At 71.6% G+C, this 24,060-nt stretch carries 18 protein-coding genes and 1 pseudogene; 5 read left to right on the top strand and 14 right to left on the bottom strand.

Annotated features, from left to right (window positions below; translation table 11 throughout):
* Window positions 1-9: 9 nt before the first annotated feature.
* The 3 genes from ACZ7LY_RS30580 to panB form a co-directional block, all read right to left on the bottom strand.
* Window positions 10-849 (bottom strand): ABC transporter permease, encoded by an 840-nt coding sequence (locus ACZ7LY_RS30580; RefSeq protein ID WP_471627983.1) that lies wholly within the window; start codon window positions 847-849, stop codon window positions 10-12.
* On the bottom strand, window positions 846-1,868 hold the full coding sequence (locus tag ACZ7LY_RS30575; protein WP_471627982.1) for an ATP-binding cassette domain-containing protein: 1,023 nt from the start codon (window positions 1,866-1,868) through the stop codon (window positions 846-848). The genes ACZ7LY_RS30580 and ACZ7LY_RS30575 overlap by 4 nt, the downstream gene beginning before the upstream one ends.
* A 490-nt stretch (window positions 1,869-2,358) precedes the next feature.
* Window positions 2,359-3,249 carry a 3-methyl-2-oxobutanoate hydroxymethyltransferase gene (gene panB / locus ACZ7LY_RS30570; RefSeq protein WP_471627981.1) on the bottom strand — a complete coding sequence of 297 codons (891 nt, stop codon included), beginning with the start codon at window positions 3,247-3,249 and terminating at the stop codon, window positions 2,359-2,361.
* Window positions 3,250-3,444: 195 nt separating this feature from the next.
* On the opposite strand from panB, the gene ACZ7LY_RS30565 reads away from it, so the two are divergent.
* From ACZ7LY_RS30565 to ACZ7LY_RS30555, 3 genes and pseudogenes are all read left to right on the top strand, one after another.
* Window positions 3,445-5,040 (top strand): DHA2 family efflux MFS transporter permease subunit, encoded by a 1,596-nt coding sequence (locus tag ACZ7LY_RS30565; RefSeq protein WP_471627980.1) that lies wholly within the window; start codon window positions 3,445-3,447, stop codon window positions 5,038-5,040.
* A gap of 151 nt (window positions 5,041-5,191) precedes the next feature.
* Window positions 5,192-5,839: a TetR/AcrR family transcriptional regulator gene (locus tag ACZ7LY_RS30560; RefSeq protein ID WP_471628012.1), complete on the top strand. Its 648-nt coding sequence runs from the start codon at window positions 5,192-5,194 to the stop codon at window positions 5,837-5,839.
* Window positions 5,840-6,148: 309 nt separating this feature from the next.
* Window positions 6,149-7,088: pseudogene (locus tag ACZ7LY_RS30555) on the top strand (endonuclease/exonuclease/phosphatase family protein); the annotation flags it as partial.
* Between the two features lie 52 nt (window positions 7,089-7,140).
* Here ACZ7LY_RS30555 and ACZ7LY_RS30550 read toward each other — a convergent pair.
* The 6 genes from ACZ7LY_RS30550 to ACZ7LY_RS30525 form a co-directional block, all read right to left on the bottom strand.
* Complete coding sequence (locus ACZ7LY_RS30550) at window positions 7,141-8,787, bottom strand: multicopper oxidase family protein (protein WP_471627979.1); 1,647 nt, start codon at window positions 8,785-8,787, stop codon at window positions 7,141-7,143.
* A 118-nt stretch (window positions 8,788-8,905) separates the two neighbouring features.
* Window positions 8,906-9,349, bottom strand: coding sequence for a DUF6153 family protein (locus ACZ7LY_RS30545; protein WP_471627978.1), 444 nt, complete (start codon window positions 9,347-9,349; stop codon window positions 8,906-8,908).
* A 380-nt stretch (window positions 9,350-9,729) separates the two neighbouring features.
* Complete coding sequence (locus ACZ7LY_RS30540; protein WP_471627977.1) at window positions 9,730-10,776, bottom strand: LacI family DNA-binding transcriptional regulator; 1,047 nt, start codon at window positions 10,774-10,776, stop codon at window positions 9,730-9,732.
* A 93-nt stretch (window positions 10,777-10,869) separates the two neighbouring features.
* The gene (locus ACZ7LY_RS30535) at window positions 10,870-12,519 is read right to left on the bottom strand and encodes a type 2 periplasmic-binding domain-containing protein (protein ID WP_471627976.1); all 1,650 of its coding nucleotides are present in this window, start codon (window positions 12,517-12,519) and stop codon (window positions 10,870-10,872) included.
* A gap of 77 nt (window positions 12,520-12,596) precedes the next feature.
* The gene (locus ACZ7LY_RS30530; RefSeq protein WP_471628011.1) at window positions 12,597-13,460 is read right to left on the bottom strand and encodes a carbohydrate ABC transporter permease; all 864 of its coding nucleotides are present in this window, start codon (window positions 13,458-13,460) and stop codon (window positions 12,597-12,599) included.
* A 35-nt stretch (window positions 13,461-13,495) separates the two neighbouring features.
* Window positions 13,496-14,350, bottom strand: coding sequence for an ABC transporter permease (locus ACZ7LY_RS30525; RefSeq protein ID WP_471627975.1), 855 nt, complete (start codon window positions 14,348-14,350; stop codon window positions 13,496-13,498).
* 346 nt (window positions 14,351-14,696) lie between these two features.
* Here ACZ7LY_RS30525 and ACZ7LY_RS30520 point away from each other — a divergent pair, with 346 nt between their 5' ends.
* Complete coding sequence (locus ACZ7LY_RS30520; RefSeq protein ID WP_471628010.1) at window positions 14,697-15,680, top strand: hydroxyacid dehydrogenase; 984 nt, start codon at window positions 14,697-14,699, stop codon at window positions 15,678-15,680.
* Between the two features lie 545 nt (window positions 15,681-16,225).
* Here the strand turns inward: ACZ7LY_RS30520 and ACZ7LY_RS30515 are convergent.
* From ACZ7LY_RS30515 to ACZ7LY_RS30505, 3 genes are all read right to left on the bottom strand, one after another.
* Window positions 16,226-18,175: a S53 family peptidase gene (locus tag ACZ7LY_RS30515; protein ID WP_471627974.1), complete on the bottom strand. Its 1,950-nt coding sequence runs from the start codon at window positions 18,173-18,175 to the stop codon at window positions 16,226-16,228.
* 196 nt (window positions 18,176-18,371) lie between these two features.
* On the bottom strand, window positions 18,372-18,923 hold the full coding sequence (locus tag ACZ7LY_RS30510; RefSeq protein WP_471628009.1) for a DUF305 domain-containing protein: 552 nt from the start codon (window positions 18,921-18,923) through the stop codon (window positions 18,372-18,374).
* A gap of 74 nt (window positions 18,924-18,997) precedes the next feature.
* Window positions 18,998-19,681: a DUF3105 domain-containing protein gene (locus tag ACZ7LY_RS30505; protein ID WP_471627973.1), complete on the bottom strand. Its 684-nt coding sequence runs from the start codon at window positions 19,679-19,681 to the stop codon at window positions 18,998-19,000.
* Between the two features lie 280 nt (window positions 19,682-19,961).
* Here ACZ7LY_RS30505 and ACZ7LY_RS30500 point away from each other — a divergent pair, with 280 nt between their 5' ends.
* The gene (locus ACZ7LY_RS30500) at window positions 19,962-21,323 is read left to right on the top strand and encodes a glutamine synthetase family protein (protein ID WP_471627972.1); all 1,362 of its coding nucleotides are present in this window, start codon (window positions 19,962-19,964) and stop codon (window positions 21,321-21,323) included.
* Window positions 21,324-21,763: 440 nt separating this feature from the next.
* Here ACZ7LY_RS30500 and ACZ7LY_RS30495 read toward each other — a convergent pair whose 3' ends face one another.
* Together ACZ7LY_RS30495 and ACZ7LY_RS30490 are read right to left on the bottom strand one after the other, a co-directional pair.
* Window positions 21,764-22,789: a TolB-like translocation protein gene (locus ACZ7LY_RS30495; RefSeq protein ID WP_471627971.1), complete on the bottom strand. Its 1,026-nt coding sequence runs from the start codon at window positions 22,787-22,789 to the stop codon at window positions 21,764-21,766.
* A complete protein-coding gene (locus ACZ7LY_RS30490; protein ID WP_471627970.1) occupies window positions 22,786-24,060 on the bottom strand; it encodes an MFS transporter in 1,275 nt (424 codons plus the stop codon). The genes ACZ7LY_RS30495 and ACZ7LY_RS30490 overlap by 4 nt, the downstream gene beginning before the upstream one ends.

Genomic DNA, 24,060 nt, shown 5'->3' with positions numbered 1-24,060 from the left:
GCCTTTCGGTCAGGCCGTCTTGGTGAACTTGCGGATGGCGACCGGCGCCATGACCAGCGTCAGGCCCGCCGTCCACGCGAGCGTCACCCACAGGCCGTGCGCGACCGGGCCGCCCACCATCAGGCCGCGCGCCGCGTCCGCGAGGCCCGACATCGGGTTGTACTTCGTGAAGCTCTCCAGCCAGCCCGGCATCGACGCGGTCGGCGCGAAGATCGACGAACCGAACTGCAACGGCATCATCACGAGGAACCCCATCGCCTGCACCGACTGCGCGTTCTTCATGGTCACGCCGAGCACCAGGAAGATCCACATGATCGCGGAGCCGAACAGCGCGGACAGGCCGAGCGCCGCGAACAGGCCGGGCCAGCTCGTGATGTCGAAGCCGACGAGCACCGCGACGATCATCAGGACCGTCGTCGCCACCATCAGCCGCAGCAGCTCCACCGCGACCTTGGCGATCAGCACCGACGCCCGCCCGATCGGCAGCGACCGGAACCGGTCCATGATCCCCTTGTGGAAGTCCTCGTTGAAGCCCGTGCCGACGCCCTGCGCGATGTTCATGCTCATCATCGCCAGCATGCCGGGGATCACGTACTGCACGTACGCGGACTGCCCGCCGCCCAGCGCCTGGCCGATCGAGCCGCCGAAGACGTACACGAACAGCAGCGTGAACACGACCGGCATCAGCACCGCGTCGAACATCGACTCCGGGTCCTGCCGGATCCACAGCAGATTGCGGCGGATCAGCGCGCCGGTGTGGCGCAGATGGCCGCGCAGCCCGATCCGCGGGTCGGCGGCGACGGTGATGGTGGCGGCGGGGCTCGCCGGGTCAAGGGTGGTGGCACTCATACGGCGACCTCCTCGCGCTGGGGCCGTACGTCCTGCGGGGCGGACGCCTTCTGGCCGGTGATGGACAGGAACACCTCGTCGAGGCTGGGTAGTTCGGTGGCGATCGAACCGATCGTGATGCCGCGCGCGGTGACCGCGCCGACCACCGCCGTGAGCTGCTCGTCGCTGAGGATCGGCACGAGGACCGCGCCGTTCGCGCTGTCCACCGTGGACGTGGCGAGGCCCGTCAGGCCCAGGTCGTCCAGGGCGGCGGCGAGCGGGGCCAGCTCCCTCGGGTCGGCCGGGCGGACGCGCAGGGTGCGCCCGCCGACCTTCGCCTTCAGCTCCTCGATGCCGCCGCCGGCGATGACCCTGCCGCGGTCGATGACCGTCAGCTCCGACGCGAGCTGCTCGGCCTCCTCCATGTACTGCGTGGTCAGTAGCACGGTCACGCCCTCGCGGACCATCGAGCGCACCTCGTCCCACACCTCGTTACGGGTACGGGGGTCGAGGCCCGTCGTCGGCTCGTCCAGATACAGCACATGCGGGCGGCCGATCATCGACGCGGCGAGGTCCAGGCGGCGGCGCATTCCGCCGGAGTAGGTGCGGGCGGGGCGGCCGGCGGCCTCCGTCAGCGAGAACCGCTCCAGCAGGGCGTCGGCGCGGGCGCGGGCCTCCTTGCGGGGGAGGTCGAGCAGGCGGCCGATGAGATACAGGTTCTCGCGGCCCGACAGCTTCTCGTCCACCGAGGCGTACTGGCCGGTGAGGCCGATCACCCTGCGGAGCTGGCGGGGCTGGCGGACCGCGTCGTAGCCCGCGACGAGGGCCGTGCCGGCGTCCGGGGTGATCAGGGTGGACAGGCAGCGGACCAGGGTCGTCTTGCCCGCGCCGTTCGGGCCGAGGACGCCCATGACGGTGCCCTCGTGGACGTCCAGGTCCACGCCGTCCAGGGCCTTGGTCTCGCCGTAGTGCTTGACCAGCCCCCTTACGGATACGGCGACGGGGCGGCCGCTCTCCGGGTTCACGTCGTTCTTCGTCATGCCCCGAGGTTCCCAGCCCCCACCGACACGTCTCCGACAGCGGCCCTACATCCCTCATCGCCGGCGTGTAGGCCTCCGGCCGGGGCCCTCTTTCACGGGGCTGGTCTCAGCGCCGGTAATCCAAGCCCCTCCGGCGATTGAGGAGCGGGGTCTGGGGCAGCGCCCCAGAGTGCCGGGTGCGTCGTGGCTGAGCGCGCAGTTCCCCGCGCCCCTGACGGGGCTCACCTCAGCGCCGGTAAATCAAGCCCCTCCGGCGATTGAGGAGCGGGGTCTGGGGCGGAGCCCCAGGGGGCAGCGCCGGGTGCGCAAAGGTCGAGCGTCCAGTGCAGCCCGGTGGGGCTTCTCGCGCAGTTCCCCGCGCCCCTTGCGGGGCTGACCTGAGCGCACCTTCCCAGCGGTAGCGTCCCCGCGCCCCTTATGGGGCTGGTCTCAGCGCCGGATTTGAGCCTCTCCGGCGATTGAGGAGGGGCGCGGGGAGTTCTGGCTGAGGTCAGTGGACCGTGTGGGTCTCTTCGGGGAACGTGCCCGCGACCACGTCGTCCGCGAAGGCCCGTACCGCCGTACTCATCACCCCACGCAGATCCGCGTACTGCTTGACGAACCGCGGCATCTTCCCGGGCGTCAGCCCCAACGCGTCCGTCCAGACAAGAACCTGCGCGTCCGTGGCCGCCCCGGCCCCGATCCCCACCGTAGGAATATGGAGCACCCGCGTCACCTCCGCCGCAAGCTCCGCGGGAACAAGCTCAAGCACGACGGCGAACGCCCCCGCGTCCTGCACGGCCTTGGCGTCCCGCAACAACTGCGCGGCCGCCTCCTCCCCCCGTCCCTGCACCCGGTACCCCTGGGTGTGGACGGACTGCGGGGTGAGCCCGATGTGGGCCATGACGGGGATGCCGGCTTCGACGAGCAGCTTGATCTGCTCGTGGGAGCGCTCACCGCCCTCCAGCTTGACCGCGCCGACGCCCGCCTCCTTCACCAGCCGCATCGCCGACCGCAGCGCCTGCGTCGGCCCCTCCTGGTACGAGCCGAACGGCAGGTCGCCCACGATCAGCGCCCGCGACGTGCCGCGCACGACGGCCGCCGACAGCATCGTGAGCTGGTCGAGGGTGACGGGGACGGTCGTGTCGTAGCCGAGATGGCAGTTGCCCGCCGAGTCGCCGACCAGCATCACGGGGATGCCGGCCTCGTCGAAGACGGACGCGGTCATCGCGTCGTACGCCGTGAGCATGGGCCACTTCTCGCCCCGCTCCTTGGCGAGACCGATGTCGCGCACGGTGATGCGCCGGGTGCTCTTGCCGCCGTACAGCGCCTTGGGGTCGCGCCCCTGGTCGCCGTCGGTCGCCTGCTTCTGGGCAGGGGCAGCCGAAACTTGTTGCGTCATCGCAACGGCTCCTTCGGTTCATTCGTCTCGAGGCGCCCTGACGGCGTCCCCGGATCGCCTCCCATGGTGGCACCGGTCGCGGCCCTCGCGCCAGACCGCACACCCGGGTAAAGGCTCGGTAAGGCCGGGTAAGGATTGCCCCATCCCTTTCAATACGAGACGGTTCCGTATCGTAATGACGCTAAAGTCGAACGCATGACCAGTCCTGCCGTCCCCGCGGCCCCCCGTATACCGGAGGCCGTGCACCGCCGCCGTTGGGCGATCCTCGGCGTGCTCATGCTGAGCCTGCTGATCGTCGTCCTCGACAACTCGATCCTGAACGTCGCGATCAAGACGATCTCGACCCCCGCCCCGACCGGCCTCGGCGCCACGCAGAGCGAGCTGGAGTGGGCCATCAACGCCTACACCCTCGTCTTCGCCGGCCTGCTGTTCACCGCCGGTCTGCTGGGCGACCGCCTGGGCCGCAAGAAGGTCCTCATCGGCGGCCTCGTCGTCTTCGGCATCGGCTCCGCGCTCGCCGCCGAGTCCGGTACGCCCCTTCAACTCATCGCGTTCCGCGCCCTGATGGGCCTCGGCGCCGCGTTCGTCATGCCGGCGACCCTCGCCGTCCTCATGAACGTCTTCGAGCGCGAGGAGCAGCCCAAGGCCATCGGCATCTGGGCGGGCGGCGTCGGCCTCGCCATCGCCATCGGCCCCATCACCGGCGGCCTGCTCCTCGACCACTTCTGGTGGGGTTCCGTCTTCCTCGTCAACGTCCCGATCGTGCTCCTCGCGGTCGTGCTGATGATCGTGCTCGTCCCCGACTCGCGGGACCCGCACCCGGGCCGCGTCGACCTCGTCGGCGTCGTCCTGTCCATCGTCGGACTCGTCCTGCTCGTCTACGGCATCATCAAGGGCGGCGACGAGGGCGACTTCACCGGCGTCCAGGTCCTCGCCACCATCGCCGCGGGCCTCGCCGTACTCGTCGCGTTCGTGCTGTACGAGAAGCGCAGCGACCACCCGTCCATCGACATCGACTACTTCAAGAACAAGGTGTTCTCGGCCGCCATCGCCGCCATCGCCCTGGTCTTCTTCGCGCTGATGGGCGTCACCTTCTTCTCCGTCTTCTACACCCAGAGCGTGCGCGGCTACTCGCCCCTGCAGACCGGCGCCCTCATGCTGCCGCTCGCCCTCGCCCAGCTGATCTTCGCCCCGCGCGCGCGGCTCGTCGTCGCCAAGCTCGGTGTGAAGGCCACCACGACCGGCGGTCTCGTCCTGCTCGCGGCCATGCTCGCCGCGTTCACGATCCTGGACGAGAACACCCCGATCTGGCTCCTGGAAGTCATGTTCTTCCTGATGGGCACGGGCATGGCCCACGTCATGACCCCGACCAGCGTCGTCATCATGCAGGCGCTGCCCCGCGAGAAGGCCGGCTCCGCTTCCGCCCTCAGCAACACGTTCCGGCAGGTCGGCGGCGCGCTCGGCATCGCCGTACTCGGCTCGGTGCTCTCCACCGCGTACCGCAGCGGCATCGACGACAAGCTCACCCTGCTGCCGCCGGGCCTGCGGGACGCGGCCGGCGCCTCCATCGAGGCCACCCTCGGCGTCGCCGAGAAGATCGGGCCGCGCGCCCAGGGACTCGTCCAGGCGGCCAACGACTCGTTCCTGCACGCCATGCACGTCACCGCCCTGTGGGGCGCGGGCGTCGCCCTGGTCAGCGCCGTCGTCACCGGCCTGTGGCTGCCCGGCAAGGCGCCCGCCGCGCCCGCCGGCCGCAAGGACGAGCCGCAGAAGGTCGGCGCCGGACAGTGACCGTACGGGGAAAGCGGGCGCGCCCCGCTTTCCCCATGCGGCCGGTTCTTCAAGGAGCCGCAGGCGGCGCTGAGACAATCGCCCCGGGACCCGCGCCGCCCGGCCGGGACCCGGGGCTGAGGCGGAAGGCGGAGGCGTGGACACCGAACGGTTGGTACGGCAGCAGCGGCACGGCGGCGCGCGAGGCGTCACGGCGCCCGCGCCCGGCCCGCGCCCGCCCGTCCGCGGCCGTCCGCGCAGCGAGGCCGCCGAACAGGCCATCGTCGAGGGCGTCGTGAAACTCCTGGAGGACGGCGTCCCGCTCGCCCAGCTCTCCATCGAGCGCATCGCCCGTACCGCGGGCGTCGGCAAGGCCACCATCTACCGGCGCTGGAGCGGCCGCGAGGCCCTCTTCGTGGACGTCGTGGCCTCCCTGGAGGAACCCACCCCCGAACTCGACGGCGTCGACGTGCGCGACGACCTCGTCCAGCTCCTGGAGCACATGCGCAGGCGCGGCCTCACCATGCGCACCTCCGCGCTCATGCACAACGTGTTCGCGCAGATGAAGACCCTGCCCAAGCTCTGGGACGCCTACCACTCCGTCCTCGTCGAACCCCGCCGCCGCCTCATGCACGACGTGCTGCGCCGCGCGGTCGCCCAGGGCGAACTGCCCCCCGACCTCGACATCGAACTCGCCGCCGACCTGTTCACCGGGCCGATGCTGCTGCGCAGCGTCATGCGCACCGACGCGCCGCTCGCCGACGACCTCTCCGAGCACATCGTGGACACCGTCATGGCGGGCCTGCGCCGCACGCACTGACCCCGCTCGGCCGCGCCGGGGAAAGCCCTGGTCACGGCCGGTCCTCAATGTGCGGGTTTCGTCACAAGGCCCCCGCGGACCCCCGCGCGCGGAACTTCCGGCACCGCCCCGCTCGTCATGGTGGCCGTACGGACGTCACGACCCGCGCGCACGGCGCGCCGTGACGGAACAGAAAGCCGCCGTCCATCGCCTAGGGTTTCGGGCGGGACGGCGGGCACGGCAGTGAGGCGACGAGAGCATGGCGCAGGCGTACGGCAGTGGGAACCCGGGCGAGCAGGGGCCTGGCGGCCGGGTGCGGCGCCTCGCTCACGGTCTGCGCACCGACCGCGGCTACTGGCGGCGCGGTGTCGTCGTCGCCGCCTTCGCGATCCTCCTCGCGCTCGTCATGCTGCTGCACGCGCGCATCCCCAACACCGTCGGCAACCTCGGCTCCCTGACGGAGACGTTCCTGCCCTGGCTCGGCGTGTTCGTGCCCGTGCTGCTCGTCCTCGGGCTGCTGCGCCGCTCGGCCACCGCCGTCGTCGCCGTGCTCGTCCCCGTCATCGTCTGGCTGAACCTCTTCGGCGGCCTGCTCACCGACAAGCAGTCCACGGGCGGCGACCTCACCGTCCTCACTCACAACGTCAACGCCGAGAACCCCGATCCCACCGGCACCGCCCACGACCTCGCCGCCTCGGGCGCCCAGGTCGTCGCCCTGGAGGAGATCACCGCCAAGGACCTGCCCGCGTACGAGAAGTCGCTCGCCGCCGCCTACCCGTACCACAAGGTCGAGGGCACGGTCGGGCTGTGGAGCAAGTACCCGCTGTCCCGTACCGCGCCCGTCGACATCAAGCTCGGCTGGACCCGCGCCATGCGCGCCACGGTCACCGCCCCGCAGGGCGAAGTCGCCGTGTACGTCGCGCACATGCCGTCGGTACGCGTGAAGCTCGACTCCGGGTTCACCGCCAGCCAGCGCGACCGCAGCGCCGACGCGCTCGGCGAGGCCATCGCCGACGAGCCGCAGCAGAAGGTCATCCTGCTCGGCGACCTCAACGGCACGATGAACGACCGCGCCCTGAACGCGGTGACGTCCCAGATGCGTTCGACGCAGGGCGCGGCCGGCAGCGGCTTCGGGTTCAGCTGGCCCGCCGCGTTCCCGATGGCCCGCATCGACCAGATCATGGTGCGCGGCATCGAGCCGGTGTCGTCGTGGACGCTGGCCGAGACGGGCAGCGACCACCTCCCGGTCGCCGCCCGCGTCCAGCTCTGAGCGCCCGCCGCCGCCCCGGACTCCCGGAGCGGCGGCGGTGGTTGACGTGGCGTCAGGCGCGGTAGCCGAGGACCGTCATCATGCCCGCCTCCGCGTGGTACACGTTGTGGCAGTGGACCATCCACAGCCCCGGGTTGTCCGCGTCGAAGTCCACGCTCAGCGTCGCCCCCGGCAGCACGATCGCCGTGTCCTTGCGCGCCCCGGCCCGGCCCGACGCGCCGGTCAGCGCGAAGGTGTGGCCGTGCAGATGGACCGGATGCCACATCGACGTCGCGTTCACGAACACCAGCCGCACCCGCTCACCCGCCTTCACCGGATGCCGCTGGTCCGGCGTGTACGGGGTCTTGTCGAACGCCCAGTCGTAGCGCGCCATCCCGCCCGTCAGCCGCAGCCGGACCGTCCGGTCGGGCTTCCGCGCGGGCAGCGCCACCGACGCGTCGGCCCGCAGCCTGTCGGCGGTCAGCAGCCTGCCGTCCAGCTCCTTCGGCCGCGCCGTCGCGGAGGGCGCCGCGCCCGAACCCGTACGCAGCACCGCCAGCGCCGACGCCTTCTTCCCCTCGGCCACCGCCGTCAGCGGGAACACCCCCTCGCCGGCCGTGATCAGTACGTCGTAGCGCTCACCCATGCCGAGCAGCAGCGCGTCCGTCTTCGCGTGCCGCACCGGGTAGCCGTCGGTGTGCGTCACGGTCATCTCGTGGCCGCCGAGCGCGACGCGGAACGCGGTGTCACCGCCCGCGTTCACGATCCGCAGCCGGATCCGGTCGCCCGGCCGCGCCTTGAACACCGAAGGGGCCTTCGGCGTCCGGCCGTTGACCAGGTAGTACGGGTACGCCACATCGCCCGCGTCCCCGCCGAGCAACTCGCTGCGGGCGCCCATCATCATGCGGGAGGGGCCGTCGCCCTCCATCCCCTCCATGCCGTCCATCCCGGGCATGTCGTGTCCGGAGTGCCCGCCGCCCGAGCCGGAGCCGGAACCGCCGTGGTCCATGCCCGCGCTCAGCTCCTTCAGGACCGCGTCCGGCGTCGAACCGTCCACGCCGTCGACCCAGTCGTCGAGCACGAGGACCCACTCCCTGTCGTACGCCAGCGGCTCCTTCGGGTCCTCCACGACCAGCGGCGCGTACAGCCCCCGGTCCTGCTGCGTGCCCGAGTGCGGATGGAACCAGTACGTGCCCGGGTGCGGCACGGCGAAGCGGTACGTGAAGTCGGCGCCGGGCGCGATCGGCTTCTGCGTGAGTCCGGGGACGCCGTCCATGTCGTTGCGCAGGGCGAGGCCGTGCCAGTGCAGGGAGGTCGGCTCGGGCAGATGGTTGGCGAGGGTGAGGGCGAGCGTGTCGCCCGCGGTGACCCGGACCTCCTTGCCGGGCAGCTCACCGCCGTACGTCCAGGAGGTGACGGTACGTCCGCCGAGGTCGACGCGGGTCTTCGCGGCGGTGAGCCGGACGGAACGGACGGGACCCGAGCCCCGCTCGCGCTCGGCGGCGGCGACCTCCTGGCCGGCGGGGTCGACGTAGCCGGCGGGCGCGGGGCCGCCGGAGCCGTGGGCGCCGTGACCGGCGCCGCCGCTTCCGGTGCCGGTGCCGGTGCCGTCGCCGTCGGCGGAACAGGCGGCGAGGACCCCCGCGCCCGCCACGGCGATCGACGCGCCGAGCAGGGAGCGCCGGGAGGGGGCGGAGGAGAAGAGACGTGTGTCGCGCATGACTGAGGTACACCTCGAAAGTCGGTGAGGGATCTGCGATGAGCAGGCGAACGCGTCCGCCGCACGCGCCCCGCGCCCCGTTTCCGGGCAGGGGGAAGCGCACGGCCGGCGGCACGACCTAGATCCGCAGGACCGACAGACGGGCGAGGAGTCTTCGCGGGGGAGGGGCGTGCGGGGCGTACGGGGAGGCCGCCACGCGGCGCAGAAGGGTGCCGGTGGCGTCGGCGCCGCCCGGACGCAGCGCCACGAGGGCGATCACGAACAGGGTGAACGTGCCGAGCACGGCGAGACAGACCGAGAGCGGATCCATACCGCTGTCCCCGCCGCCGGGGTGCCGCGAACCGGCGCCGACCTGGGCGCTGGCGTCGGTGGTCATGGGGGCGGGGCCCATGTGGGCGGCATCCATGTGCGCGGCGACCACATGGGCGGACCCCATGTCCCCGGAGGGCTCCGTGTGTGCCATCGGGTGGCCGAGTGTGTGCATGCCGACGATGCCGAACAGCAGCGCCACGAACAGCAGCAGCCGTCCGCGCCCGCGCCCCCTCGTCGTCCTCCCGGCCATGCCCCGTACCTTACCCCCACCCGGTATGAGCGGTGCGGCGCCGTAGTGGCAGTTCGCGCAGTTCCCCGCGCCCCTGAGGTGACAGCCCCGGTGGGTGGGTTCTTCGTCTGACGGTCGCGTCGTGGCTGGTCGCGCAGTTCCCCGCGCCCCTGAGGGAACGGGTGTCACCCCCAGCTCCCCTCTCAAGCCCTCCGGCGCTTGAGGAGCGGGGCCCGGCCCCAGCCCCATCTCCAGCCCTCCGGCGCTTGAGGAGCGGGGCCCGGCCCCAGCCCCATCTCCAGCCCCTCCGGCGATTGAGGAGCGGGGTTCGGGGCGGAGCCCCGTGGCGTGGAGGTCCGCACCCTCACCCCAAAAAACCCGGCCCACCAAATCACCCCGTGTCAGCGGGCGACAGGCCGCACACTGTCTCGGATCACGATGTGCGTACCGAGAAGTTGCCGCCGCTGCGCCGTACGCGGCGTGTCCCCGAGCGTGAGCCGCACCGCCGTACGGCCCAGTTCCTCGCCCGGGATGTGCACCGTGGTCAGGCCCGGCGTGATGTCCGCCGCGACCGGGTCGTCGTTGTAGCCGACGACCGAGATGTCGTCCGGCACCCGCAGCCCGTACTCCGCGAGCGCCTTCACCGCGGCCGCCGCCACCCGGTCGTCCCCGGCGAACACCGCCGTGAACTCGGGCCGCCCGCCGCACTTCTCCAGCAGGTCGCGGATCGCCGCGTCACCGTTGTGCTGCCCGAAGCCGATCCCGTGCAACAGGGCGTCCGAACGCGGCACGCCGTGGTCGTCGAGGGCGCGCAGATACCCCCGTACGCGGTCCTCTCCCGTGGTGTTGCCGGGCTGGTAGCCGATCAGGGCGATCCGGCGGTGCCCGGCGCCCAGCAGATGGCTGGTGATGGCGTGGGCGCCCGCCTCGTTGTCGTACTGCACCACCACCGCCGGCACGTCCGGGGCCGGGGCCGGGCGGCCGCACAGCACCAGGCGCGACCCGGCGGCGGCGAGCGACTGCGCGTACCGGGCCATCCGCTGCCGGTACTCGTCGTCCTCGACCACCCCGCCGACCAGCACGACCGCCTCCGCCGCCTGCTCGCGCATCATCTGCACGAGCGCCAGCTCGCGCGCCGGGTCCGCGCCCGTGGAGGCGACCAGCGTCAGCCGGCCGTGCCGGGCGGCCTCCTCCTCGACGCCCTGCGCGATGGCCGCGTAGAACGAGCTGACCACGTCCAGCGTGAGCACGGCGATCGTCTTGCGGCCGGCGCCGGCCAGCGCGCGGGCGTGCGCGTTGGCGACGTAGTCCAGTTCCTTGGCGGCGCGCAGCACCTTGGCGCGCGAGGCCGCCGAGGTCGGATAGTTCCCGGCGAGCACCCGTGACACCGTGGCCACCGACACCCCCGCACGCGCCGCCACGTCCCGGATCGTGGCCCGCTCGCTCACAGTGTGACTCCCCTTGGTCCAGCGGTGCGGGGCCCGGCCGTCGCGCGGGCCCCGCACCATCATCGCGTGTACCGGTGCCGTGCGGCAGCCGGGTCAGTGGGCGGCGGCGTACTCCGTGGAGAACTCGTCCAGGATCTTCTTGCCGCCCTGCGCCTGCCACTTGGCGTAGATGCCGTCCCAGTCGGAGACCTTCTTGCGGCCCGAGACGACGGCCGTGACCCCGTCGTCGATGAGCTGCTGGAGCGCCGCGCCCTGCCGGTTGTACGTGTCGGACTGGAGGCCGAAGCGGATGTTCGGCTGCATCATCGGCACGACCTTCGTCTGCCAGGTGTGCAGCCGCTCCACGACGTCCCCGAAGCCCGGCACGTACAGCACCTGCGGGGCGTCCGAGAGGTACTGGAACGGCACGTTCGTCTTCGACTCGACGAGGCCCAGCTCGGTCGGGATCGGGTTGTTGTCCTTGTCCCGCTCGAAGTGCGTGCCCTCCAGGCCGAAGTGCGTCAGCTCGTACTCCTTCGTGCCGAACGGCGCGGCCAGGTAGTCGAGGACGCGCAGGATCAGCTTCACGCGGTCCTTGGACGCCTTCTTGAGCACGGTGTAGCCGAAGATGCCCCGGCTCTGCTGGTACTTGGCGCTCGCGCCGGGCGCCGCGTACGGCACGACGGCGTCCAGGTCGTACGCCTTCTTGATGCCCTGCGCGGACGCCGGGTAGGCGAGGAAGCCGTCCGTCATGGAGAGCACGGAGCCGTTCCAGAACTGCGTCTTGAGGTCGACCTGGGAGACCGAGGTGGCCTCCGGGTAGTACGAGCCCTGCTGCCGCAGCCTGGCCAGGTACTCCAGCATCGACTTGAACTCGTCGGTGCCGCCGAAGTGCACGGCCTTGCCGCCCCGCACGGCGAACTCGTTGGGCGCGCCGAACCAGTTGGCGTGCGTCTTGTAGCCGAAGTACGCGGTCGCCGACGAACCGAGCGCCCACTTCTTGCCGCCCGTCGCCTCCTTGGCCATCGCCGCGAAGTCGTCGGCGGACATGCCCGGCTTGTAGCCCGCCTTCCCGAGCGCCTGCGCGTTGGAGAACATGGTGTCCTGCGGCTTGGGCCGCTCCACCGGGACGCCGTAGATCCGCCCGGAGATCCGGCCCATGCCCTCCCACGCGTACTGGGGGATGCCCGCCAGGTGCGGGTAGTCCTTGACCGCGTCGCCGGACAGGAACTCGGTGAGGTCCGCGCAGCGCGACTTCACGAACTGGGCCTCGCGCGGCAGCACGTACCCGCCGCCGATGTTGATGACGTCGGGGAGGTCGTCGCCCGCGAACAGCGTCGCCATCTTCGAGCGGAAGTCAGCGTCCGGCACGACCGTGAACTCGACGTCCACGCCCAGCGCCTCGTTGACCGCCGCCCAGTACTTGTTCTGCGCGGCCGGCTTGGGCGGCGTGCCGTACGTGATGGTCAGGACGCGGATCTTCTCCTTGCCGGAGCCCGGCTTCTCCGCGACCGCCTTGATCAGGTCCGACGGGTACTTCGTGTAGCCGGCCTGCACGCCTTCGGCGGTCGGCGCGAGGTCCGGGGTGGCGCCCTTGGCGGGGCTGTACGCGGGCCAGGCCGCCGCCTTCTTGCCCGCGTTGGACACGGAACCGCCGCCGCCGCTGTCCGTGGAGCAGGCGGTGAGCAGCGAGGGGGCGGCGACGGCGGCGCCGCCGATGGCGATGGAACGCAGCAGCGTACGGCGGGAGATGTTCGCGGACATGGTGAAGGACCCTTCGGATCAAGGAAGTCGGGGGACGGGCGACGTACGGGGAAGGGGGGTGGCGAACAGCGGGCGGCTCAGCTCTTGATGGCGCCGGTGAGCACGCCCTTGGCGAAGTACTTCTGGAGGAAGGGGTAGACGATCAGGATCGGCACGGTGGCGATCACCAGGACCGCCATCTGCGTGGTCTGCGGCGCGGACACCATGCCCGCCTCGCTCAGCCCGGTGTCGGCGATCTGCGCGCCGCCGATCACGTAGGTGCGCAGCACCTGCGACAGCGGCCAGTGCCCGGACTCCAGGTAGATCGACGCGGTGAACCAGGCGTTCCAGTACGACACCGCGTAGAACAGGCCGACCACCGCGAGCGCCGCCTTCGACAGCGGCAGAGCGATCCGCCAGAACGTCGTCCAGTCGCCGGCGCCGTCGAGGCGGGCCGCCTCGTACAGCTCCTCGGGGATGCCCTGGAAGAAGCCGCGCAGGACGATCAGATTGAACACGTTGATGAGCACCGGCGCGATCAGGGCCGCGTATGTGTCCATCAGGCCGAGCCCCTTGACCAGCAGGAACGCGGGGATCATGCCGGGCGGGAAGAGGAACGTGAACAGGATGAGCAGCAGGACCGGCTGGCCGCCCCACACCCCGGGCCGGCTCAGCGCGTACGCGAGGAACGCGGTGCAGGCCAGCGAGAGGAGCGTACCGACGACGGTGACGCCGACGCTCACGCCGAGGGCCTTGGTGACGATGCCGCCGCTCAGGATGTTCTGGTAGGCGCGCAGCGTCGGCTCGCTCGGCCACAGCACCCAGCCGCCGTTGGCCACGACCTCCTGGTTGGAGGCGAGCGAGGTGGAGACGATGACGAGGAAGGGGACGAGGACCAGCGCCAGGAGGACGAGGATCGCCAGGCCCTTGGCGGCGCGGGTCAGCGGCTTCGGCTTCTCCATCCAGGCGGGGCGGACCGGCCGCGCTGTCGTGCTGCTCACTTGTAGACCCCCTGCTCGCCGAGCTTGTGCGCGATGCGGTTGGCGACGAAGACCAGCAGGGCGCCGACCACGCCCTTGAACAGGCCGGCCGCCGCGGCGTATCCGGTGTCGCCGCCGACGATGCCCTGCCAGAAGACGAACGTGTCGAGGACCTCGCCGACCTCCGGGCCCACCGACTGCCGCTGGAGCAGCATCTGTTCGAAGCCGACGGAGAGGATGTCGCCGAGCCGCATGATGAGCAGCAGGACGACGATGGGCCGGATCGACGGCAGGGTGACGTGCCAGAAGCGGCGCCAGGGTCCTGCCCCGTCGATGGCGGCGGCCTCGTACTGCTGCTCGTCGACCTGCATGAGCGCGGCCAGGAAGATGATCGTGCCCCAGCCGGCGTCCTTCCAGATCACCTCGGCGACCACGAGCGGCCGGTAGGCGTCGGGGTTGCCGATGATGTCGACGCTGTGCAGGCCGGTGTCGCCGAGGAAGCTGTTGAGCAGGCCCGTGTCGGAGAGCACCTGCTGGAACAGGGCGACGACGATCACCCAGGACAGGAAGTGCGGCAGATAGACCACGGACTGCACGAAGCGGCGGGTGATGTCCGAGGTCAGGCTGTGCAGCAGCAGCGCGATGGCGAGCGGCACGGGGAAGTAGAACACGAGCTGGAGCACCGCGATGTAGAGCGTGTTCCAGGTCGCGTGCCAGAAGTCGGGGTCGCCGAACATCCGGGCGAAGTTGCCGAAGCCGACCCAGGAGCTGCCCCACAGGCCGGCGAAGGGGTCGTAGTCCTTGAACGCCACGACGTTGCCGACGAAGGCGCCGTAGTGGAAGACGAGGAAGTAGGCCAGCCCCGGCACCATGAGCAGCACCAGGGTGCGGCTGCCGCGAAAACGTTTCCAGCCCTCTCCGTGCGGCTTTTTGCTGGTGTCCGTCCTGCTTTGCGGCCCGCCGGGAGGTGCCGCCATCCCGGCATCGGGCCTGTCCTTCGCCACCGTGGGCACGGGAACCCCTCCGTCGTTGGAACAAGGTGAGGCGGAATCTAAAACGGTTACTACGGGCGGTCAACCCCCTTGGCACAAGGCAGTCTTGACCGCATGCACGCCGGATGCCTAGCCTCCAGCGTCAGTGGAGTAACCGGTTACAGTGAGGGCTTCTGAGGAGAGGTGGGAACGCGTGACGGCACACCGACCGACCGCGGCACTGGCCATGGGGGCCCAGGTGGTGGAGCGGGCCTTCCCGCCCGACCTGCGTGAACGGCTGGGCCGCAGCGCCCGGTTGACGTCCCCGGCGGGGGCGCTCGCGCTGACCGGGTCACTGGAGGAGCCGGCGGCGCGGGAGGTCCTGGCGGACGTGGAGGTCCTGGTCACCGGCTGGGACTGCCCGCCGCTCACCGCCCAAGTCCTCGCCGGTGCACCCCGGTTGAGGGCCGTCATGCATGCCGCCGGGTCGGTCAGGCCCATCGTCACCGACGCCGTCTGGGAGCGCGGCCTGCTCGTCTCCTCCGCCGCCGACGCCAACGCCGGACCCGTCGTCGCCTACACCCTCGCCGCGATCACCTTCGCCGCGAAGGACGCGCTGGGCACGGCCGCCCGGTACGGGAAGGGATGGCCGGCGTTCCTCGACCGCGAGGGGGCCGACGCGCGGGTCGTCGGCGTCATCGGAGCCTCCCGCATCGGACGCCGGGTCATCGAAGCGCTGCGCGCCGACCCCGCCGGATACCGGGTACTGCTCTGCGACCCGTACGTCGATGCCGGGGACGCGGCGCGGATGGGCGCGGAGCGGGTCGCCCTGGACGAGCTGTGCCGGCGCAGCTCCATCGTCAGCGTGCACGCGCCGCTGCTGGAGTCGACGCGGGGGATGGTCAGCGCGGCCATGCTCCGGCTCATCCCCGACGGGGGTGTCGTCATCAACACGGCGCGGGGGGCGCTCCTCGACACGGAGGCGCTGGCCGCTGAGTGCGGGGCGGGTCGGTTGTCGGCGTTCCTCGACGTCACGCACCCGGAACCGCTGCCGGCGGGGCATCCGCTGCTGACGCTGCCGAACGTGCTGGTCACTCCGCATGTCGCCGGGGCGCAGGGGAGCGAGGTGCGGCGGCTCGGGCTGTTCGCGGTGGAGGAGGTCGAGCGGTACGTCTTGGGGGCTCCGCTGCGGGGCGCTTTGGCGCGGGGCGACTTGTCGAGGGTGGCCTGAGCGCTTCCCGTCCCGGGTGGGGGTGAGTGTGCCGTCTGCGGGTCCGTCGTGGTTGCTCGCGCAGTTCCCCGCGCCCCTAGGGTGGGTGGGTCTGCCCGTGGGTTCGTATCCGACGGTCCGTCGTGGCTGAGCGCGCAGTTCCCCGCGCCCCTGGGCGGGTGGGCCAGCCCGTAGGTTTTTACGTGACGGTTCGTCGTGGCTGGTCGCGCAGTTCCCCGCGCCCCTGGAGGGGCGACTGCGTCGCCACCTCCCCCCTGGGGGCAGCGGGAGGGGCGACTTCGTCGCCCGCCCCCGCCGGGGAGCTGGGGCGGAGCCCCGCTTCCCTCAGGGGAAGCTGCACGGAGTGCATGCTTCAGGGGCGCGGGGAACTGCGCGAGAAGCCCCACCGGGCCGCGGACGAAGTACAACCCAGGGGCGCGGGGAACTGCGCGACCAGCCACCCACCGGCCCGCAGGTGGCCCCCGGTCGAAGCCGCCCCGCAAAAGGGACGGGCGGGCCCGGGTTCTGGGAACTCGGAGCCCGCCCGACCGCCGGAGGCAACCGCCTCAGCGCCGCCGATAAGAATCGACGTACCCGGAGGCAGGCGTACCGACCCCGGTGACATCGTCATACCCGCGAACGGCCTTCAAGGACGCGTCCTTGCCGAGACTGCGCACAGACGTCAACAGCCCGTCCGCGGAGTCGTACCCGTTGGCGAAGTCCACCCGCGCGACAGCGAGGTCCTTACCGGTGGGCCGGTCGGTGACGTCGTGGTAGACACCGGACGCGTACCGCGAGTAGATCACCGGGTTGGCGAACCCGATCGCCTTGCCACCCCGCGCCTGCTGCGCGAGCGCCTGCACACCCGCGATCACCGGCGCCGCCAGCGACGTACCACCGATGCGGTACTCGTCGTAGCCGAGCGACCCGTCGGGCATGGTCTGGGTCTGGCCCACGAGGAAGCCCGTGTTGGGGTCACCGACGGCCGCGATGTCCGGGACGACCCGGTTGACGCCGCCGTTGGCCCGCGCCAGAGCGGACGGCACGACCTTCTTCTGGTAGTACGGCTGCGGAACGGACTTGCTCGTACCGCCACCCGCACCGGAGGTGTACGCGCCGGGGAAGCCGGTCCAGCTCTTGCCGTCGGCCGACAGATTGGCCTTGAGCGTGCCCCAGCCGGTCTCCCACTTGTACGTGTCGCCCTTGCCGACGTTCAGCGACGTACCGCCGACGGCCGTCACCCACGCGGAGTTGGCGGGCGTGTCGACCTGCTTCGTCCCCGTGGACGCGACGTTGTCGCCGTTGTCGCCGGAGGAGAAGTAGAAGCCGATGCCCTCGACCGCGCCGAGCTGGAAGACGTGGTCGTACGCGGCGGCCAGCTCGGGCGTCTGGTTGGCCTCGACGTCGCCCCAGGAGTTGGAGACGATGTCGGCGAGGTGGTTGTCGACGACCTTGCCGAGCGAGTCGAGCAGGTCGTCGTCGTAGCAGGACGCGGCGCCCACGTACGTGATGCCCGCCTGCGGGGCGAGCGCGTGCACGGCCTCGACGTCGAGGGTCTCCTCGCCGTACCAGCCGGAGGCCCCGCACTCCTCGGTCTTGGTGTAGTTCTTCGGCAGCACCTGCTTGAACTGCCCGGCGGCATACCGGCCGTCACCGTTCTTGGCCGCGTACGTCGCCGCGTCCTTGGCGATGGTCGGCGAGGCGTACGCGTCGGTGATGGCGACCCGCACGCCCTTGCCGGTCGCCTTGCCCGCGCCGTAGGCGGCCCGGAGCTGCTTGCCGGTGTAACCGCGCACCGCGTAGGGGACCTTGGTGCCGTACGCGTCCGGCAGCGTGGTCGCCACCTTCGAGCCGTAGTACGAGGAGAACGGCCCGGCGTTGCGGAACACCGCGTCCGGCGGCGGCAGTTGGTCCTTCTTCGTCGCCTTGTGCGGCGCGCTGTCCAGGCCGGTGACGGTCAGCACGGCCCCGTCGAGGGAGGCCGGCACGGACGCGGTCGCGGCGGGGGCGCGGTAGGTGTGCTTGCCCTTGGCGAAGTTGTGGAACTGGGTGCCGAACGCCTTCTCGGCGGCGGCCACGTCACCGGTGACCGCTATGTAGTGCGCGGTCGTGCCGGTGACCGTCAGGCCCGAGGCGCGCAGCCACTTGGAGACGGCGGCTGTCTGGGCCGTGGACGCGCCGAACCGGGCGCGGGCGCGGGCGGCGCTCAGGTACTTACCGTACGAGCGCGAGTGCGGGTCCGACACGGCCTTCGCGTACGCGGCGAGCCCCTTGGGGTCGCGCCCCGCGAGGTAGACGCGGGCGTTGACCTTGCTGCTGTCGGCGGTGGCGCCGCGATCGGCGGAACCGGTCGCCCACAGCGGCTTGGTGCCGGAGAGGGTGTGGCGGCCCGTGCCGGGGTCGGCCTGGGCGGTGGGCGCGGCGAGGGCGAGGGCACCGGCGAGCAGCGGCAGTGTCGCTGCGATGCTGAGGCCGGCCCGGGCGCGCGTGCGGCGGGTGCCGCTGGTGGATCTCATAGAACCCCCTGGTCTCATGGAACCCCTGGGTAAGTGCACTTGTGTAAGGCACACGCAGAGAGAGCCCCACTCTTGCCAGGAACCGTTCACGCCGGGGGAATGGATCGATCAAGAAGGCGTCAAGTCCCGTCACGTGTGTGACGGTTGAGGCGGTTTGGGCGGTCGGAAACGATCACCCGCCGTCAGTGGCGGCCACTCACGGCCGCGCGCCCCGCTTCTTGAGCATCGCCGTCATGAGATCGATCTCCGACTGCTGGGACGCCACCATCCCGCGCGCGAGCCGCTGTTCGACCTCCACGTCACAGCGCTTCACGCACCCCTTGGCCATGTGCACGCCGCCCTTGTGGTGGGCGATCATCAGCCGCAGATACCGCACCTCGGCGTCCTTGCCGCTCGCCTCGCGCAACGCGTCGAGCTGCGTGTTCGTCGCCATGCCCGGCATCAGCGCGCCGTCCTCGCCCACCGGCGCGCGCGCCATGCCCATCCACGCCATCGGCGGCTCGGTCGACACCTTGGGCAGTTGCCACAGATCGAGCCAGCCGAGCAGCATGCCGCGCTGATTGGCCTGCGTCTGCGCGATGTCGTACGCGAGACGGCGGACCTCCTCGTCGCCGGTGCGGTCGCGCACGATGTACGACATCTCGACGGCCTGCTGGTGATGGACCGCCATGTCCCGGGCGAACCCGGCGTCCGCGGACTCCGCCCCCGGCACCTTGAGCGCCGCGGGCCCGTCGTGCCCGGCCGCCATCGAACAGCCGGCGGCCCCGGCCGCGACGCACACCGCCGCCGCCAGGGCCACCGGCCACCGCGTGGCGCGCCGCCTCACTGGGACAGACCGCCCGTGCAGGCCGCGCCCGGCTCGGGGGTCTGCTTGCCCTGCACGAACGCGGCGAAGAACGAGGCGACCGCCGGGTCGGAGGCGCTCTTGACCGTCCGCTGATGCCCCCAGGCGCTCAGCATGATCGGGTCCTTCTGCCCCTCCAACGGGCTCATCAGCGAGTACGGCGTCTGCCGCACCTTCGCCGCGAGCGCCGCCACGTCCGCCTTCTTCGCCTTCGCCGTGTACGTCACCCAGACGGACCCGTGCTCCAGGGAGTGCACGGCGTTCATGTCGGGGATGGCCTTCGTGTACACGTCGCCGTTGCAGTTCATCCAGACCTGGTTGTGGTCACCGCCGGCCGGCGGGGTCATCGGGTACGTCACCTGCTTCGTGACATGGTTACGGGTGAGCTTCCCGCTCCACGTCCCGACCCCGTCCTTGTCGTACGTGAACGACCCGGCCGCACTCTTGCCGTCCTTGCCGCTCTTGGCCTCGGCGGCGGCCGCCGTGTCGTCGCCGCCCTTCGTGACCGCCCACGCGCCCACGCCGACCAGGGCCGCGACCACCACGGCGCTCACCGAGACGACCGCGATCCGTGTCCGGCGCTGACGGGAACGCTCGGCCTGCCGCATCTGCTCTATGCGGTCCCTCGGGGACGCGGCGGACATCTTCTTCGCGGAACCCATGGCGTGTCCTTCGGGGTGCGGGGCGTGACGGGTGGGCCCGCTGATCGTAAGGGGAAAACAGGGGCTGCGGGAGGTGGCGTCGTGGGTGTCCCGCAGGGCAGGCACTATGGGCGGGAGGGGTTCACCGGGCACTATGAACAGGACACCGGCCGATCACGTTCGATCATCGTCGGCAACGCGCGCGAAACCGGCGTGTGGTGGGATGTGACCATGTGTGCGTGAAGTGTTCCTCAGCATGGGAGCAACCAGCCTGACCAGCAAGGATGGGTGGAATCGGAAGATGGACAAGCAGCAGGAATTCGTGCTCCGGACCCTGGAGGAGCGCGACATCCGGTTCGTGCGCCTGTGGTTCACCGACGTGCTGGGCTTCCTGAAGTCGGTGGCGGTGGCCCCGGCCGAACTGGAACAGGCATTCGACGAGGGCATCGGCTTCGACGGTTCGGCCATCGAGGGCTTCGCCCGGGTCTACGAGTCCGACATGATCGCCAAGCCGGACCCGAGCACGTTCCAGGTCCTGCCGTGGCGCGCCGAGGCCCCCGGCACCGCGCGCATGTTCTGCGACATCCTGATGCCCGACGGCTCGCCGTCCTTCGCGGACCCGCGCTACGTCCTCAAGCGGGCCCTCGCCAAGACCTCCGACCTCGGGTTCACCTTCTACACGCACCCCGAGATCGAGTTCTTCCTCCTCAAGGACAAGCCGCTCGACGGCTCCCGCCCCACCCCGGCCGACAACTCCGGCTACTTCGACCACACCCCGCAGAACGTCGGCATGGACTTCCGCCGCCAGGCCATCACCATGCTCGAATCGATGGGCATCTCGGTCGAGTTCAGCCACCACGAGGGGGCGCCGGGCCAGCAGGAGATCGACCTCCGCTACGCCGACGCGCTCTCCACGGCGGACAACATCATGACGTTCCGCCTGGTCATGAAGCAGGTGGCGCTGGAGCAGGGGGTGCAGGCGACGTTCATGCCGAAGCCGTTCTCCGAGCACCCCGGCTCCGGCATGCACACGCACCTCTCCCTCTTCGAGGGCGACCGCAACGCCTTCTACGAGTCCGGCGCCGAGTACCAGCTCTCCAAGGTCGGCCGCTCCTTCATCGCGGGCCTGCTGCGCCACGCCGCGGAGATCTCCGCCGTCACCAACCAGTGGGTCAACTCCTACAAGCGCATCTGGGGCGGCTCCGAGCGCACCGCCGGCGCGGGGGGCGAGGCGCCCTCGTACATCTGCTGGGGGCACAACAACCGCTCGGCCCTCATCCGCGTCCCCATGTACAAGCCCGGCAAGACCGGCTCGGCCCGCGTCGAGGTCCGCTCCCTCGACTCCGGCTGCAACCCGTACCTCGCCTACGCGGTCCTGCTCGCCGCCGGCCTCAAGGGCATCGAGGAGGGCTACGAACTCCCTCCGGGCGCCGACGACGACGTCTGGGCCCTCTCCGACGCGGAGCGCCGCGCCATGGGCATCGAGCCCCTGCCCCAGAACCTCGGCGAGTCCATCGCCCTCATGGAGCGGTCCGAACTGGTCGCGGAGACGCTGGGCGAACACGTCTACGACTTCTTCCTCCGGAACAAGAAGCAGGAATGGGAGGAGTACCGCTCCGAGGTAACGGCGTTCGAGCTGAGGAAGAACTTGCCGGTGCTGTAGCCCTGCCGGCGCCGGTGCGTCGTTGCCTGCGGGCCCGTGCTGGCTGATCGCGCAGTTCCCCGCGCCCCTGTCGGGGCACTACGCGTGCGTGGTCACCTGCGGGTGTGTGGGGGCTTCTCGCGGAGTTCCCCGCGCCCCTGAAGCGTGCACTTCGTGCAGCTTCCCCTTCGGGAAGCGGGGCTCCGCCCCAGCTCCCCAGCGGGGGCGGCGACGAAGTCGCCCCTCCCGCTTCCCCCAGGGGGGAGGGTGCGACGTAGTCGCCCCGACAGGGGCGCGGGGAACTGCGCGAGCAACCACGACGGGCCGTCAGGTAGGAACCCACGGGCTGGCCCACTACCTCAGGGGCGCGGGGAACTGCGCGATCAGCCACGACGAATGTCGAGGACCCCCACCGGCCGGAGCCACCCCCAGCGGCGCCCGGGGCTGCCCGTAACGCCCCCTTACAAGTACGCCGGGGAGACCGCTGCGCGGAGGAGGCGGTGGGGGTGGCCGGTGCCGTTGGCTGGGACGGCGTAGAGGTCCGCGCCGTAGTCGCCCGGAAGGGCGTACGTGACGTGGGCGTCGTCACTCCAGACGGCCTGATCGTCGACGCTGCGCGTCTCCGCGAGGGCCGTCTCCCTCATCGTCACCAGATCAAGCACGTACAGCCGCCACGGCGCATCCGCCGGCAACCCCGCCACCCGCTTCTTGTAGGCGACCCGCGTCCCGTCCGGCGACAGCGAGGGGCACTCGACGTTCCGGTGCAGCGTCGTCACCGTACGGTCGCGCAGATCGCCCCGGACCAGATAGGTGTGGCCCCCCGTGGCGAGCGTCGCGTAGAAGTGGCGGTCGTCGGCGGCGAAGGTGACGCCCCAGAAGTTGACGTCCGCCGCCCGGTAGGGCCGCCCGTCCTTGAGGATGCGGTACGCCTCCAGCGACGGCGTCAGCTTTCCCGTAGCCGTGTCGAGGATGGCCGCCCGCGTCGAGAAGTCCGTGCCCGCGTAACTGTCGCCGCCGACGAACGCCGTCCACGCCGCGTACCGCCCGCTCGGCGAGACCCGGGCGCGGGAGGGGATGCCCGGCACCGGATAGTGCGGCCCTTCGCGCAGACGGGCGTCGAGGACGACGGCCCGGTAGGTGTCGCCGAGGGCGCCGTGCACGGCCTGGAGGCAGATCCCGGTGCCCGAAGCGGCGTAGAAGCGCAGGCACTTGAGGCCGGTGGCGGTCGCCGTGCGCGGGCCGAAGGGCGCGGAGCGGGGAGTGGAGGCGAGTTCGTCGCGGTGCGGGCCCCACGCCATGTTCCGGAAGACGAGCCGGTGCCCGCGCGGCGCGAGCGCGACCTCGCCGCTGGTGACGCGCGGGCCGCCGGGCCTGGCCCGGGTGCGCAGGTCGGCGCGGGCCGAGGCGTGCAGCACGGCGGCCGTGGCGACGGCGGCCAGCGCGAGCACCGCCGCGAGCAGGATCGTGAACTTGCCGCGGTTCGTCATGCGGTCGCTTCCGTACGGGTGGAGGGCCGGTCGGGCAGGGGGCGGAAGACGTACGCCACGGCCGCGCTCGCGGCGAGCAGCAGCGCGGCGGCGCCGAGGGCCGGGCGGTCGCCCCACGCCGTCCACGCCGCCCCGAACCCGATCGAGCAGCCGAAACGGGCGGCGGCCTGTCCGGTCTGGACGACGGCGAGCCCCGAGGCGCGGCGCGCGGCGGGCAGCCCGGCGGACGCGGCGGCCATGAGGACGCCGTCGGTCGCCGCGTAGAACGTGCCGTGCAGCAGCAGGACGAGGAAGGGCAGCGCCGGGCTGTGCGCGTGCGTGAGCAGCAGCCCGTACACCGCGAGCAGCGCGAGATGGCCGCCGAGGAAGACCGGCCACGCGCCGACGCGGTCGCTCAGCCGCCCGAGCGGCGCCGCGAGGAGCAGGAACGCGGCGGCCGTCCCGAGCGGGAGCAGCGCGAACCAGCGCTCGGAGACGCCGAGTTGGCGCTGGAGGACGAGGTAGACGAACGCGTCGCTGACCGTGGCGAGGCCGAGCAGCGCGGCGCACAGCGTGGGGCGGGCGAGGACCGGCCACAGGGGGCGGCGGTCCGGCGGGGGAGCGGCGGGCTCGGGGCGGCGCCGGGCCGAGGACGGCACGAACAGCAGCAGGACGACGACGCCGAGCGCGGCGACGCAGAAGCTGACGGTGAAGACCGCGTCGTAGCCGTCGACCGTGGCCCGCAGGATGACGAACGCGACGAGCGGCCCGAGCAGCGCGCCCGCCGTGTCCATCGCGCGGTGCACGCCGAACGCCCGGCCGCGTGTCTCGGGCGTGCTGGACGCGGCGATCAGGGCGTCGCGCGGCGCGGTGCGCAGGCCCTTGCCGGTGCGGTCGGCGGCGAGTACGGCGCCGATCAGGGGGAGTGAACCGGCGAGCAGGAGCAGCGGCTTGCACACCGCCGACAGGCCGTAGCCGAGCACGGCGACCGTCTTGTGGCGGCCCGCGCCGCTGTCCGCGTACCGGCCGCCGACGAGCCGGACGAGCGCCGAGAAGCCGTTGTAGACGCCGTCGAGGAGGCCGAAGCCGAGGGGGCTGAGGCCGAGCCCGGCGACGAGGTACAGCGGCAGGACGGCGGTGACCATCTCGGAGGAGACGTCGGTGATGAGGCTGACCGTGCCGAGCGCGAGGACGGTGGAGCCCACGGCGCGCCGCCGCCTGGCCTGCTGCCGGGCGGCGGACTCCGCGGACGGGGGCGCCGAGGGGGTGGCGCGGCTGTCCGCTACGTACAT

Source organism: Streptomyces sp. NPDC107550 (assembly GCF_055639095.1).
This window is presented reverse-complemented; position numbering and strand designations above follow the sequence as displayed.